General features: G+C 61.7%; 12 protein-coding genes. 9 read left to right on the top strand and 3 right to left on the bottom strand.

What is annotated here, in order from left to right:
* Window positions 1-106 precede the first annotated feature (106 nt).
* Both rpsT and mutM read right to left on the bottom strand, forming a co-directional pair.
* Window positions 107-373 (bottom strand): 30S ribosomal protein S20, encoded by a 267-nt coding sequence (rpsT, locus tag AX760_RS24680; RefSeq protein ID WP_071835650.1) that lies wholly within the window; start codon window positions 371-373, stop codon window positions 107-109.
* Window positions 374-564: 191 nt separating this feature from the next.
* Window positions 565-1,455 carry a bifunctional DNA-formamidopyrimidine glycosylase/DNA-(apurinic or apyrimidinic site) lyase gene (gene mutM / locus AX760_RS24675; protein ID WP_071835649.1) on the bottom strand — a complete coding sequence of 297 codons (891 nt, stop codon included), beginning with the start codon at window positions 1,453-1,455 and terminating at the stop codon, window positions 565-567.
* 190 nt (window positions 1,456-1,645) lie between these two features.
* Between mutM and ubiE the strand changes: the two genes are divergently transcribed.
* The 5 genes from ubiE to AX760_RS24650 all read left to right on the top strand — a co-directional run bounded on the left by ubiE (window position 1,646) and on the right by AX760_RS24650 (window position 7,855).
* The gene (ubiE, locus tag AX760_RS24670) at window positions 1,646-2,422 is read left to right on the top strand and encodes a bifunctional demethylmenaquinone methyltransferase/2-methoxy-6-polyprenyl-1,4-benzoquinol methylase UbiE (protein ID WP_071835648.1); all 777 of its coding nucleotides are present in this window, start codon (window positions 1,646-1,648) and stop codon (window positions 2,420-2,422) included.
* 71 nt (window positions 2,423-2,493) lie between these two features.
* Window positions 2,494-4,062, top strand: coding sequence for a 2-polyprenylphenol 6-hydroxylase (gene ubiB, locus AX760_RS24665; protein ID WP_071835674.1), 1,569 nt, complete (start codon window positions 2,494-2,496; stop codon window positions 4,060-4,062).
* 117 nt (window positions 4,063-4,179) lie between these two features.
* On the top strand, window positions 4,180-4,452 hold the full coding sequence (locus AX760_RS24660) for a hypothetical protein (RefSeq protein WP_071835647.1): 273 nt from the start codon (window positions 4,180-4,182) through the stop codon (window positions 4,450-4,452).
* 198 nt (window positions 4,453-4,650) lie between these two features.
* Window positions 4,651-5,901, top strand: a complete 1,251-nt coding sequence (gene macA, locus AX760_RS24655; protein WP_071835646.1) for a macrolide transporter subunit MacA — start codon at window positions 4,651-4,653, stop codon at window positions 5,899-5,901.
* A gap of 10 nt (window positions 5,902-5,911) precedes the next feature.
* A complete protein-coding gene (locus tag AX760_RS24650) occupies window positions 5,912-7,855 on the top strand; it encodes a MacB family efflux pump subunit (RefSeq protein WP_071835645.1) in 1,944 nt (647 codons plus the stop codon).
* A gap of 6 nt (window positions 7,856-7,861) precedes the next feature.
* On the opposite strand, the gene AX760_RS24645 is transcribed toward AX760_RS24650, so the two are convergent.
* Window positions 7,862-8,638, bottom strand: a complete 777-nt coding sequence (locus tag AX760_RS24645; protein WP_071835644.1) for a MauE/DoxX family redox-associated membrane protein — start codon at window positions 8,636-8,638, stop codon at window positions 7,862-7,864.
* A 76-nt stretch (window positions 8,639-8,714) separates the two neighbouring features.
* Here AX760_RS24645 and AX760_RS24640 point away from each other — a divergent pair, with 76 nt between their 5' ends.
* The 4 genes from AX760_RS24640 (at window position 8,715) to AX760_RS24625 (ending at window position 12,956) form a co-directional block, all read left to right on the top strand.
* Complete coding sequence (locus tag AX760_RS24640) at window positions 8,715-9,122, top strand: MerR family DNA-binding protein (protein WP_071835643.1); 408 nt, start codon at window positions 8,715-8,717, stop codon at window positions 9,120-9,122.
* 80 nt (window positions 9,123-9,202) lie between these two features.
* Window positions 9,203-9,694 (top strand): nucleoside deaminase, encoded by a 492-nt coding sequence (locus tag AX760_RS24635; protein ID WP_071835642.1) that lies wholly within the window; start codon window positions 9,203-9,205, stop codon window positions 9,692-9,694.
* A gap of 153 nt (window positions 9,695-9,847) precedes the next feature.
* Window positions 9,848-10,414: a biliverdin-producing heme oxygenase gene (locus AX760_RS24630; RefSeq protein ID WP_071835673.1), complete on the top strand. Its 567-nt coding sequence runs from the start codon at window positions 9,848-9,850 to the stop codon at window positions 10,412-10,414.
* The gene (locus AX760_RS24625; protein ID WP_071835641.1) at window positions 10,401-12,956 is read left to right on the top strand and encodes an HWE histidine kinase domain-containing protein; all 2,556 of its coding nucleotides are present in this window, start codon (window positions 10,401-10,403) and stop codon (window positions 12,954-12,956) included. The genes AX760_RS24630 and AX760_RS24625 overlap by 14 nt, the downstream gene beginning before the upstream one ends.
* The last annotated feature ends 27 nt before the right edge of the window (window positions 12,957-12,983 follow it).

Genomic DNA, 12,983 nt, shown 5'->3' with positions numbered 1-12,983 from the left:
CATATATTTTAGTATTTCCTTTTCGCTCAGGATTTGCGGCAGGCCTGAATCCAAAAAGCCCGGTCTCGCGACCGGGCTGTCTGTAACTTGAATTTTATGAGCCGGATTAAGCCGACAGTGCCTTAACGCGGCTTGCAAGGCGCGACACCTTGCGCGATGCAGTGTTGACGTGCACGACGCCCTTGGTGGCTGCGCGCATCAGCTCCGGCTGGGCTGCCTTCAGGGCTGCCTGGGCCAGCGCCTGGTCGCCGGAAGCGATGGCTTCTTCGACCTTGCGGATGAAGCCGCGAACGCGCGAACGGCGGGACTTGTTCACTTCCGTGCGGCGTGCGATCTTGCGGGTCGCTTTTTTCGCCGAAGTTGTATTGGCCATTTGGTGTCTCTCTTCGAAATCTGACAAAAACTCTCTACCGCCGTGCCGGGTCACTGCGACCTGTCGTCCAAGCAAGTAGGGAGCAATATCGGAAAACCTTGGAGCGGCTTTCCAAACTGTGGGCGGCATATAGCTGGAAACATCCCTCGCGTCAACGCGCTATTTTCTAAAACAGCCCCACGGCAAGCGCATCATTTCTGGCATCGCGGGCAATAGAAGGTCGAGCGACCGGCCTGGACGATCCGGGTGACCGTGCCGTTGCAGGCAGCCGTCCGGCAGGGCTCGCCTTCCTGGTCGTAGACGGAGAAGGCATGCTGGAAATAGCCAAGCGAACCATCGGTCTGGATATGGTCGCGCAGCGACGACCCACCGGCGGCGATCGCTTCGAAAATAACCGTGCGAATGGCTTCCATCAGCGCGACGAGCGCCTTCTTTGGTCGCCCACGGACATCGACGAGTGCGCCTGCCGGTTTCAGAGGCGAGAGGCCTGAGCGCCAGAGCGCTTCGCAGACATAGATGTTGCCGAGCCCGGCGATATTGCGCTGGTCGAGCAGGGCGGCCTTGAGCGGTTGCGCCTTGCCGGCAAAGCGGTCCGCCAGGACCTGTGCGTCCAGAACATTGCCGGTCGGCTCTTCGCCCATGCCGCGAAAGAAGGCGTGCTCGGCGATCGTATCGCGCCGGGCAAGATCCATGAAGCCGAACCTCCGGGGATCGTTGTAGATGACGCGGGCGGGGCCTGCCTCTCCGTCCAGGTGAAAGATCACATGGTCGTGTTTCTCGTCCTTGCCGCGCGGGTGGTGAAAGCTGTCCGGCGTGTCATGCGCTGCGCCCGCCTCGATGCGAAACGAACCGGACATGCCCAGATGCGCGATGATCACGTCGCCACCTTCGAGATCGACCAGCAGATATTTTGCCCGGCGCGACAGCGACAGGATGCGCCGGCCGGAAACAAGGCTTTCGAAACCGATCGGGAAGGGGAAGCGCAGATCCGGGCGCCTCAGTTCCGCCCGAACCAGCAGCGCGCCCTCCATCGTCGGCGACAGACCGCGTTTTACCGTTTCCACTTCAGGCAATTCGGGCATGTCGTCTCCTTGATGGTCGAGCGATGGCGCCCTGCGGCCGATTGGGCAATTCCATTCGCGGTCCGTATATCCTATAGAAAACCGAAAGCCGCAGGCTGCAACTTTGCAGGGATGCGGTTGCTGCAGAGATAGCGTGGCCAGCACGAATTCGCTATGGTTCGCGCCACAGTGATGGATCCGGAGATTATTGATGACAGGTGAGCGTATATCGACCGACGGCGGCATGGAGACCTCCTATGGTTTCCGTCAGGTCGGGCAGGGCGAGAAGCAGGCACTGGTCAACGACGTCTTCCACAAGGTCGCAAAACGCTACGACATCATGAACGATGTCATGTCGATGGGGCTGCATCGCGCCTGGAAGGATGCGATGATCGCCGCACTCAACCCCCAGAAGCGCGCCGGCTACCGGACGCTCGACGTGGCCGGCGGCACCGGCGATATCGCCTTCCGCATCATCGAGGCATCGGATCGCAAGGCGCATTCGACCGTTCTCGACATCAACGGCTCGATGCTTTCGGTTGGCGCCGAGCGCGCCGAGAAAAAGGGCCTGGCGGAGAACCTCACCTTCGTCGAGGCCAATGCCGAGGACCTGCCGTTCGAAGGCAATATCTTCGATGCCTATACAATTGCCTTCGGCATTCGCAACGTGCCGCGCATCGATGTCGCTCTCAAGGAGGCCTATCGTGTGTTGAAGCGCGGCGGGCGGCTGCTCGTGCTGGAGTTTTCCGAAGTCGACATGCCCTTGCTCGACAAGGTCTATGAAGCGTGGTCGTTCAATGCCATTCCGCAATTCGGCAAGATGATCACCGGCGATGCCGAGCCTTACCAGTATCTGGTGGAATCGATCCGCAAGTTCCCCAACCAACGTGATTTTGCGACGATGATCTCGACGGCCGGTTTCTCGCGGGTGACCTATACCAGCTACACCGGCGGCATCGCCGCGCTTCATTCCGGCTGGAAGATCTAAAGCATGATGGCTGTATGGATGAACCGTTCCTCCAGGAGCGTCGATTGCGCCGCCGCCGTCGGCGTGCGGGCATGAGCACCATCGGCGCCTATGCCCGCCTGGTGCGGATCGGTTGGGTTCTGGTGCGTGAGGGCGTCGTTGCGGCCCTGCCGTCGGAAAACCTTCCGCCGATCGCCCGTGCCGCCCAGACGATCAGCGGGATCTTCGCCCGCAGCCGCGCCGGAGACCGCAGCGACAGGCTGGCGCGGGCCATCGAGCGGCTCGGCCCGTCCTATGTCAAGATCGGTCAGTTCCTCGCCACGCGGCCCGATGTCGTGGGCGCAGACTTTGCCACCGATCTCGCCTTTCTTCAGGATCGCATGGCGACATTTCCGTCGGAAGCCGCGCGCGCCACCATTGAGGGCGCGCTCGGCCGCCCCGTTGCCGATCTGTATGCGCGCTTCGACGAGCCGATCGCGGCGGCCTCCATCGCCCAGGTCCATCCCGGCATCGTGCTGCGGAACGGTGTTGAGGAAAAGGTAGCGATCAAGGTCATCCGCCCAGGCGTGCGCCAGCGTTTCGCCCATGATCTGGAGGCCATGTATCTCGTTTCGCATCTGCAGGAGCGCTTCCTGCCGCACACGCGACGCCTGCGTCCTGTCGAGGTGACGAAGACACTGGAGCAGACCACCAAGATCGAAATGGATCTGCGGCTGGAGGCGGCGGCGCTTTCGGAACTGGGCGAGAATACCAGGGACGACCCCGGTTTCCGGGTGCCGACTGTCGACTGGGAGCGCACGGGACGCGATGTCATCACCATGGAGTGGATCGACGGCACCAAGATGTCGGACGTGGCTGGCCTGCGGGCCGCCGGGCACGATCTCGATGCGCTGGCCGACACGCTGATCCAGTCTTTCCTGCGCCATACGCTGCGCGACGGCTTCTTTCATGCCGACATGCACCAAGGCAATATCTTCGTCGATCCCAAGGGCATGATCGTCGCCGTCGACATGGGCATTGTCGGGCGGCTCGGCAAGAAGGAGCGTCGCTTCCTCGCCGAAATCCTCTTTGGCTTCATCACCCGCGACTACAAGCGTGTTGCCGACGTGCATTTCGAAGCGGGTTACGTACCCGGCCATCATGATGCGGCAAGTTTTGCCCAGGCGATCCGCGCCATCGGCGAGCCGATCCACGGCCAGCCGGCCGAGACGATCTCGATGGCCAAGCTCCTGACCCTGCTGTTCGAGGTGACGCAACTGTTCGAGATGGAAACGCGTCCCGAACTTGTGATGCTGCAAAAGACGATGGTCGTCGTCGAGGGCGTGTCGCGCACCCTCAATCCGCGCTTCAACATGTGGAAGGCGTCCGAGCCTGTGGTCGGCGCCTGGATCCGCGACAACCTCGGCCCGAAGCGGATCGTTACGGACCTGCGCGATGGGCTTCATGCCGCGCTCCGGCTGGCGGAAGCGGTGCCCGAAATTGCGGTCAAGACCGAGCAGTTTTCCCGCGAAGTCACGGCCATGGCCGAGCATGGCCTGCGGTTCGATGCAGCCACGTCGGAAGCCATCGGTCGCTCCGAAGCGCGTCACAGCCGGTCCGGACGGATCGCGCTCTGGGTCATTGCTGCAGCGCTGATTTACATCGCCTGGAAGATTGCCTGAAGGCATCTTCCGGGCTTTTGTCTTCATGTTACGTTTGGAACTGCGGTAAAGGGTGAACCTGTGGGAACGTCTCTTCAGGATGAGGTCGTCTCATCTGTTCGTTTAAAGGAGAGACCCATGCGTAAACTGATTATAGCCTCGGTTGTCGCTATTGGCGCAGCGATTTCCTTCGCGGCACCGTCGAACGCTGGCAGCCTGACGCTCAGCTTCGGAGGTTACAGTGGCGGTGACGTGCAGTTCGTCGATCACTATTACGGTCACAAGAAGAAGCACTACAAGAAGCATTATTACAAGAAGACTTACTACAAGCCGCACTGTGTCTTCAAGAAAATCAAGCGTTACGATTCGTACGGAAACCTTTATTACAAGACCATCAAGGTCTGTAAGTAAGGTGCGTGGCCGTCGACCCATTCTTCAGCCCGGTTGGCTTTGCCTGCCGGGTTTTGCACGTCCGGTGCAGAAACATAAAAACAAAAGATTACAAAGATTTCATCCTCGCGAACTTCAATAAGGCACAGTTGCCTACTACTTGAAGGGGACAATCCGGGCATGTGTCCGCGACAGACTCCGATCGAGTGGAAAGTGCCCATGGCCGACGCCTCCCGCAAGCTAGCCTCCGACCCGCCGCCTGCCGTGGCCGTGCCTCTTGCTGCTGCCGCCCCGCCAAAGCGTCGCCGTCGTTCGCGCCGCTGGGTGCTCGTGCCCCTGTTCGTCGTGCTTGTCGCCGGGAGCTGGTATGGCTGGAAAAACTGGTATGCGGATGCACCGGTCGAAGCAGTCGTCACCGAGGCGGTCGAGCGGGGCGATCTTGAAAACAGCGTCACCGCCGCCGGACTTCTCAGCCCGATCCAGGATGTCGATGTCGGGGCGCAGGTCTCCGGCCAGTTGAAGAGCGTCAAGGTCGAGATCGGTGACGTTGTCAAGGAAGGCGATCTGATCGCCGAGATTGACAGCGCCTCGATCGAAACCCAGATCGAGATCAACGAGGCGGAACTTGCCAATCTCAAGGCGCAGATGATCGACAAGTCGGCGCAGGTCGTCCTGCGCGAAGCCAACCTCACGCGCCAGCGGGCGCTGGTGGCCGGCAACAGCGCAGCCCAGTCGGCGCTCGACGAGGCCGTGGCGGCCCTTGCGACGGCGCAAGCCGCGGTCGAATCCTTCGAGGCGCAGATCCGCAAGCAGGAAGCCCAGCTCAAGGACAGCCGCATCAGTCTCGGCTACACCAAGATCTACGCACCAATGAGCGGCACGATCGTCAACATTGCGGCCAAGGAAGGCCAGACGCTGAATGCCAACCAGTCGGCGCCGACGATCGTGACAATGGCCGACCTGTCGACCATGACCGTCGAGGCGGAGGTCTCCGAGGCCGATGTGGGCAGGCTGCGTGTCGGCATGGAGGCCTATTTCACGCTGCTCGGCCAGCCCGGCAAGCGCTATACCGGCACCTTGCGGCAGATCCAGCCGACCCCGCAGACCGAAAACAATGTTGTTCTGTATTACGCGCTGTTCGACGTGCCCAATGCAGAGGGCACGCTGATGATGAACATGACGGCGCAGGTGTTTTTCGTCCAGGCTGCGGCACGCGATGTGCTGATGGTTCCGGTTGCCGCCTTGCTCACCGATGACGGAAAGGGCAGCGCCGAGGTGACCGTGGTCGGGTCCGGCGGCGCGCGTGAGGCGCGGACCGTCGAGACGGGCATTCGCAACCGTGTCCGCGTCGAGGTGAAATCCGGGCTCTCCGAGGGTGAGAGCGTTGTCGTCGGCAACGGCTCTTCGACGGGAACTGCCGGAAATACACGGTCCGGCAATCGGCGCGGCATGCCGCCGCCGATGTTCTGATCGGACCCCCATGCCCCCGCTGATCTCCCTGAAAGACCTGCGCAAGACCTTCGTCAACGGCGACGTGGCCGTCGAGGTGCTGCGTGGTGTCTCGCTCGATATCGAACCCGGTGAATTCGTCGCCATCGTCGGCGCGTCCGGCTCCGGAAAATCAACGCTGATGAATATTCTCGGCTGCCTCGATCGCCCGACAGGCGGGCAATACCGGCTCGAAGGCGAGGACGTTTCGGAATTCGATGCCGACCAGCTCGCAGAGCGCCGCCGGCAGATGTTCGGTTTTGTCTTCCAGAGCTACAATCTGGTTTCGACGGCCACGGCCCGCGAAAATGTCGAAATACCGGCGGTCTATGCTGGCGTTCCCGCCCGTGACCGGCGGGAGCGCGCCGAAAGCCTGTTGCGGGCGCTCAATCTGGGCGAACGGCTGGATCATCTCCCCAACCAGCTTTCGGGCGGCCAGCAGCAACGCGTCTCGATCGCGCGCGCCCTGATGAACGGCGGCCAGATCATCCTGGCCGACGAACCCACCGGTGCGCTCGATACGCAGAGCGGCAAGGATGTGATGGCGACGCTGCGGCAGATGAACGATGACGGCCACACCGTGATCATCATCACCCACGCACCGGAACTTGCCGAAAGCGCCGATCGCATCATCGAGATCAGCGACGGCGTGATCACGGCCGACCGACTGCCACGCAAGCGCAGCCGCATCGGACGTGCGACACCGCCGGCCTCTGTCCGCCCGGCGGGCAAGGCAGCCGTCTTTGCCGATGTTTCCGAGGCCGTGCGCATGTCGTTCCGGGCGCTGCGCGCCAACCTGTTCCGCACCATCCTGACGCTTCTCGGCATCGTCATCGGTGTTTCCTCAGTGGTCGCCATGCTGGCGATCGGCACCGGCGCACAGGATTCCGTGCTCAGCCGCATTGCCGCCATGGGGTCTGATCTTTTGGTCGTACGGCCCAGCATGGCCAATTTCCGCGGCGGCGAAGGCGGCAGCATCGTATCGCTGATCCCGTCCGACGCCGATGCCATTCTCGAATTGCCGAATATCAGTTTCGCCGTTCCGGAGATGCAGAGCACCATGACCGTGCGGACCGGAAACCGCGACTACCAGACCTCGGTCAACGGCACCGTGCCGCAGTTTCCCGCCGCGAAAACCTGGGATGTCGCCAGCGGCGAATTCCTCAGCCGGGCCGACATGGACAGTTATGCCAGCGTCGCCGTCCTCGGCAAGACCGTTGCCAAGACCCTGTTTCCCGATGGTGGCGATCCGCTCGGACAATATATCCTGATCAAGAACATTCCTTTCCAGGTGATCGGCATCATGGCTGAAAAGGGTGCAACCGCCGGCGGTAACGACCAGGACGACACGGTGCTGGTACCGCTGTCCACAGGCAACCTGCGGCTTTTCGGGGCGCGCAACGTGCGATCCATTACGGTGCAGGTGAAGGATGACAGCGCCATCAACGTCACGCAGGATCAGATCCAGGCCTTGCTCGACAGCCGCCACAATCGGCAGGATACGCAGATCACCAATCTCGCCGCCATCCGCGAAACCTTTACGGAGACCTCCAACATCCTGAAGGTCTTCCTGGGATCGATCGCCGCGATCTCGCTGCTCGTTGGCGGTATCGGCGTCATGAACATCATGCTGGTATCGGTCACCGAGCGCACCCGTGAAATCGGCATCCGCATGGCGACCGGCGCGCGCTCGCGCGATATCCTCACCCAGTTCATCGTCGAGGCGCTGGTCGTCTCCGCGCTGGGCGGCATCATCGGCGTCGCGCTGGGGCTTGGGATCGGTTTTGTGGCGCAGGCCTTTTCGGTGCCGGTCAGTTTTGCGCCCGGTCCCGTCGTCCTTGCCTTCGGCAGCGCGTTCCTGACCGGCCTCATCTTCGGCTACCTGCCGGCCTACAATGCGTCTCGCCTGCAGCCGGCCGTCGCGCTCGCCTCGTAAGAGCGGCTACATCGCGTGAAGGGCGGTTGTGCCGGTCAATTGCGCGGCCAGCATCCACAGCGCCATCGCCACCATCATGACGTTTTCGGTCAAGGACACGAAACCGAGCGGGACGTTGCTGTCACCACCGACGCAGGCGCATTTCAGTTCGCGCTTGTCGATATAGACCGCCTTGAACACGGAGACCGCGCCGATCGTGCCGATGAACAGCGCAACCGGGATGGAGATCCAGTCTAGCGCGCCCGCAATCATCAGGATGGCTGCGCCCCCCTCGGCAAACGGATAGATATAGCCATAGCGGACCCAGCGTTTGGCCAGCAAATCGTAGTTGAGGAACATTGTCGAGAAACTCTCGATGTTCTGCAGTTTCAGGATGGCAAGTACGGCCATGCTGAAGGCGATGAACCATTCGGCGGTCTGCAACGTGAAGGCGTTCCCGAAGGTAGCGTAACTCACGGCCAGCGCCATCAGCGCCGTCATGCCAAAAACGGCGAGCACCGGGCGGTAGGTGACAGAATTCGGGTCGCGAACGGTTTTGCAGAGATGCCGGCGCAGATCATCATAGCCGCCGATCCGCTGACCGTTGATGAAGGTCTGCGGGGTCGTCTTGACGTCATGTTCCACCTTGAAGGCATCGGTCTCAGCGCGCGTCGTCAGCCAGCGGTCATCGACCGTGTAGCCTTCGCGCTGCAAAAGATCCTTGGCCTTCAGGCCATAGGGGCAGGTGTGTTTTTCCATGACCATCCGGTAGAGGGTGGCTTTTCTGGATGTGGTATCGAGCATGTCGCACCCTTTCCTGTCGCTTGGTTTAAGCTTTGAAACGCAGTATACCCTCCGTACCACGGTACGGAGTCAAGCAATGAAAGAGATGACGATCGCAGGCCTTGCCCGTTCGGGTGGCGTCGGCGTCGAAACCGTCCGCTACTATCAGCGACGCGGCCTGCTCGGCACGCCGTCGCGCAGTGGTGGGGTTGGCCTCGGCGGTGGCATCCGGCGGTATGGCGAGGAAGACGCCCGCCGCCTGCATTTCATCCGCTCGGCCCAGACCGCAGGGTTCAGCCTCGAGCAGATCGGGGAACTGATCGAGCTCGATGCGGGCGAGGACCGTGTTCGCGCCCGCGAACTGGCGGGCGAACGCATCGCGGCGCTGGATGCAAAAATCGCTGAACTGGAGGCGGTGCGCAAATCGCTGCGGCGCCTGGCGCAGGATTGTGCATCGGCGTCCAGCGGCCCATGCCCGATCCTGGCTGCTTTCGATCACGACTGATCGAGAATGGCCGCTATCGCATGTTGACGTGCCACGGCCATCGTCTACCATGAAAACCGGTTGTGTATGAGGAGTGCGCCATGCCCGATGCAAAGTCCGATGCGGAGCGGTTCATGACGAAGGCGATCGCGCTTGCCCGTGACAATGTTCTGGGTGGCGGGCGGCCGTTTGGCGCCGTTCTGGTCATGGATGGCGAAATTGTATCGACGGGCGTCAACCAGGTCATGGCCACCAAGGACCCGACGGCCCATGCCGAACTGGTGGCTGTGCGGGCTGCGGCCATGAAGCTTGGGCGCGCAACACTTGCCGGTGCCACGGTTTATGCCAGCGGCCATCCCTGTCCCATGTGTCTGGCTGCCATGCGTCTCGCCGGCATCACCGACATTGCCTATGCCTACTCCAACGAAGACGGCGCGCCGCATGGCCTGACCAGCGCCGCGCTTTATGCAGACCTGCGCAAACCGTTGGCCGAGCAGGCCATGCAGTTCGTCTATCAACCTGTTCGTCCCGACGGCGAGGATATCTATGAAATCTGGTCGGCTCGGCAGCGTCGGCAAACACCGGACGCATGAGCGCGGATCATCGAAATCGCGGTTATATTAGGCCCTGTTTTAAGAGCTGGGGGGAACCTTGTCGTGGTTCGGGCATTTTATTGTCTGTTTTCGCACTTCGACCATCCTGCCCTGGCACCGGCAGATGCTGCCGCTTCTAGCCAGAAAGATTTCATGCAAGACCAGTCCCGCCGTGCGACCTTGAGGGCACGCACATCCATGGCCCATGAAGCACTCGACAGGCTGATCGGCCCGTTTGATTCCGCGCAATCCTACAGTCGCTACCTTCAGGGCATGGCCGTATTCCGTTCCGTTGTCGAAGACATGCTGTCGCTGGTGCATTGGCCCATGGCGTTCTCTGCCTGGCAGAATGAACGCCTAGCCGACCTGATTGGGCAGGATCTCGCCGATATCGGCGCCGCCGCTCAGCGGCCATCCATACCGTCCGCGCCGTCCTCCAGTCTGGAAGCGGAGGATATTCTCGGCATGCTTTATGTGCTGGAGGGATCGGCACTGGGCGCCCGACTCTTGTACAAACGTGCGCAGGCGCTTGGATACAGCGCGACCTTCGGGGCCCGGCATCTTGCCGTCCAGTGCCGGCAGAATGGTCGTTGGAGTGCCTATCTGAAGCTCCTTGAAGATGCCGTTGGCATTGATATCGACCACGTCGCGAAAGTCTCTGCGCGCACCTTCGAGATTGCCGAGATGGCATTTGAAAGAACCCTGCATGAACGAGCCTGAACAGGTTGACCTCATCAATTGCGATCGTGAGCCGATCCATATTCCCGGCAGCATTCAGCCGCATGGCTGCCTGCTGGTGTGTGACTCTAGGGCTGGGCGCGTGCTTCGCCACTCCGCCAATAGCTTCGACCTGCTGGGCCTGGCTGGCGAGATCAACGGCATGCCGCTGGAGGCACTGGTCGGCGCCGATGCTGCCCATGCCTTGCGCAACGCCTTGGCTGCGAATGGCGAAGGGCATCGTCCGGCGCTTCTTCCCGGACTTCGCGTCGCGCAAGGCGTCTTCGACGTTTCCATCCATCTTTTCCGATCGATGGCGATCATCGAGTTCGAGCGGGCCGACAGGGAACAGCCGCTGCAGCTTGCCCGCACGCTGCTGCAGCGCATCCGCGACATAGGCGATGTCGACCGGTTGATCGCCACCTCCGCCCGCCTGTTGCGCGGTGCTCTCGGCTATGACCGGGTGATGATCTATCGTTTCGAGCATGACGGGGCGGGAAAGGTTGTTGCAGAGGCGAGGCGTGGCGATCTGGAGAGCTTTCTCGGCCAGTATTTCCCGGCCACCGATATTCCCCAGCAGGCCCGCGTGCTCTATCTCAAGAACACCATCCGCATCATCGGCGACGCCTCCGGAGACAGGGTGCCGATCGTGCCTGCGCTCGATGTTTCAGGCGAACCGGTGGACCTGTCGCTCGCCCATCTGCGCTCCGTCTCACCGATCCATTGCGAGTATCTGCGCAATATGGGCGTCGCCGCCTCGATGTCGGTCTCGATCATCATTGATGGCAAGCTCTGGGGCCTGATCGCCTGCCACCATTATTCACCGAAGGTCCTGCCATTGAACGAACGGGTTGCGGCGGAGATGTTCGGCGACTTCTTCTCGCTCCACCTGCATGCGCTGAAGCAACACCGCACGCTTGAAACCGCTGGCCGTGCGCGGACATCACTCGATCATTTCCTCAGACTAGCAACGCATCACGACAATATCGGCCTCTTGCTGGAGGAGCATCTCCCCGATTTCGTCACACTGATGCCCTGCGATGGCATCGGCTTGTGGATGAACGGCACCTGGCACGCCTTCGGGTCGACCCCGCCAGCCTCTGCCATACCGGCCATCGCCCATCTCGTTTCCTCCGTGGCGGAGGGCCGTGTCTGGGCAAGCCATGCCCTCTCGGAGCGCCTGCCGGAGGCGGAAGCCTTCTGCGCACAGGCGGCCGGCATACTGGCCGTGCCGTTGACGCAGATGCCGCGCGACTATCTCTTCTTCTTTCGCAAGGAGCTCGTCCAGACGTTGAACTGGGCCGGCAATCCCGACAAATCCTATGAAACGGGACCGCTCGGCGATCGCCTGACACCGCGCAAGAGCTTTGCGATCTGGAAACAAACGGTCCAGATGCAGGCGCAGCCCTGGACCGATGCCGATCGGGAGATCGCGGATGTGACGCGTGTCGCCCTGGTCGAGATCGGCCTGCGCCACAGCGAAATCATGGCCGAGGAGCGCAGCCGCGCCGATGTGCGCCAGCGCATGCTCAATGAGGAACTCAACCACCGGGTCAAGAACATCCTGGCGCTGATCAAGTCGCTTGTCGGGCAGCCGCTGCACGAGGCAAAGACGCTGACTGAATACGTGGCTTCGCTGAAGGGTCGTATCCAGGCTCTGTCCTTCGCCCATGACCAGATCGTCCGTGGCAGCGGCGGCGGACTGCTGTCCGACCTGCTCGAAGCCGAACTGACGCCCTACCGCCACGCCTCGATCGACCTGGCCGGCCCGCCGGTGCAACTGGACGGCCGGGCCTTTTCGGTGATGGCCCTCGTCCTGCATGAGCTTTCCACCAATGCCGCGAAGTATGGGGCTCTGTCGCGCCCCAGCGGCCAGCTTTCCGTGTCCTGGCAACTGTCGCGTGAAGGCAACTGTGCGGTCGTCTGGCAGGAAGCCGGTGGCCCCGTGGTTACGACGCCATCGCGGGCCGGCTTCGGCAGCGCACTGATCAGTCGCAGCTTGCCCTATGATCTGAATGGCACAAGTGAGATCACCTATGCCCCGGCGGGGCTCTGCGCGCGGTTCGTCCTTCCGGCAAAGCATGTCTCTTTTTCGCAAGATCGAGCCGAGTCTGCGGTCGACATGCCAGGCATTGGCGGCGGAGCGATAGAGAAGCCGCTTCCCGGGGATATCAAGGTGCTCTTGGTCGAGGACCAGTTGCTGATTGCCATGGATGTCGAGAGCATGCTGGGCGATAACGGCATCGACGATATCGTTATTGCATCCTCCGCCGCCGATGCGCTCAACAGGCTGTCCAGCCGGAGGCCCGATGTCGCCGTCCTCGATGTCAATCTCGGCATCGGCACGTCTCTGCCGGTTGCGCTGGAGTTGACGCGCCTGAAGGTACCCTTTCTGTTTGCCACCGGTTATGGCGACAGTTCGATTCTCTCGGCCGACTTCGCAGGCGTGCCCGTGATCAGGAAGCCCTATGAGAGCACGACGCTGGTAAGTGCGATCCAGCAATTGCTGAACGACCGCAGCATTGAACCCGGACAATCGGGCTGACGCCAACGGCCGGCCGGCCGATTGCAT

Origin of the sequence: Pararhizobium antarcticum, from assembly GCF_001885585.1 — a bacterium.
Lineage (GTDB): Bacteria > Pseudomonadota > Alphaproteobacteria > Rhizobiales > Rhizobiaceae > Pararhizobium > Pararhizobium antarcticum.
This window is presented reverse-complemented; position numbering and strand designations above follow the sequence as displayed.

Bases quoted from the DNA above. Each gene is read 5' to 3' on its own strand.
- AX760_RS24640 (WP_071835643.1), top strand. From the start codon at position 8,715: ATGAAAGAGATGACGATCGCAGGCCTTGCCCGTTCGGGTGGCGTCGGC.
- ubiB (WP_071835674.1), top strand. From the start codon at position 2,494: ATGAGCACCATCGGCGCCTATGCCCGCCTGGTGCGGATCGGTTGGGTT.
- AX760_RS24650 (WP_071835645.1), top strand. From the start codon at position 5,912: ATGCCCCCGCTGATCTCCCTGAAAGACCTGCGCAAGACCTTCGTCAAC.
- AX760_RS24660 (WP_071835647.1), top strand. From the start codon at position 4,180: ATGCGTAAACTGATTATAGCCTCGGTTGTCGCTATTGGCGCAGCGATT.
- AX760_RS24645 (WP_071835644.1), bottom strand. From the start codon at position 8,638: ATGCTCGATACCACATCCAGAAAAGCCACCCTCTACCGGATGGTCATG.
- AX760_RS24635 (WP_071835642.1), top strand. From the start codon at position 9,203: ATGCCCGATGCAAAGTCCGATGCGGAGCGGTTCATGACGAAGGCGATC.
- AX760_RS24630 (WP_071835673.1), top strand. From the start codon at position 9,848: ATGCAAGACCAGTCCCGCCGTGCGACCTTGAGGGCACGCACATCCATG.
- rpsT (WP_071835650.1), bottom strand. From the start codon at position 373: ATGGCCAATACAACTTCGGCGAAAAAAGCGACCCGCAAGATCGCACGC.
- AX760_RS24625 (WP_071835641.1), top strand. From the start codon at position 10,401: ATGAACGAGCCTGAACAGGTTGACCTCATCAATTGCGATCGTGAGCCG.
- macA (WP_071835646.1), top strand. From the start codon at position 4,651: ATGGCCGACGCCTCCCGCAAGCTAGCCTCCGACCCGCCGCCTGCCGTG.
- ubiE (WP_071835648.1), top strand. From the start codon at position 1,646: ATGACAGGTGAGCGTATATCGACCGACGGCGGCATGGAGACCTCCTAT.
- mutM (WP_071835649.1), bottom strand. From the start codon at position 1,455: ATGCCCGAATTGCCTGAAGTGGAAACGGTAAAACGCGGTCTGTCGCCG.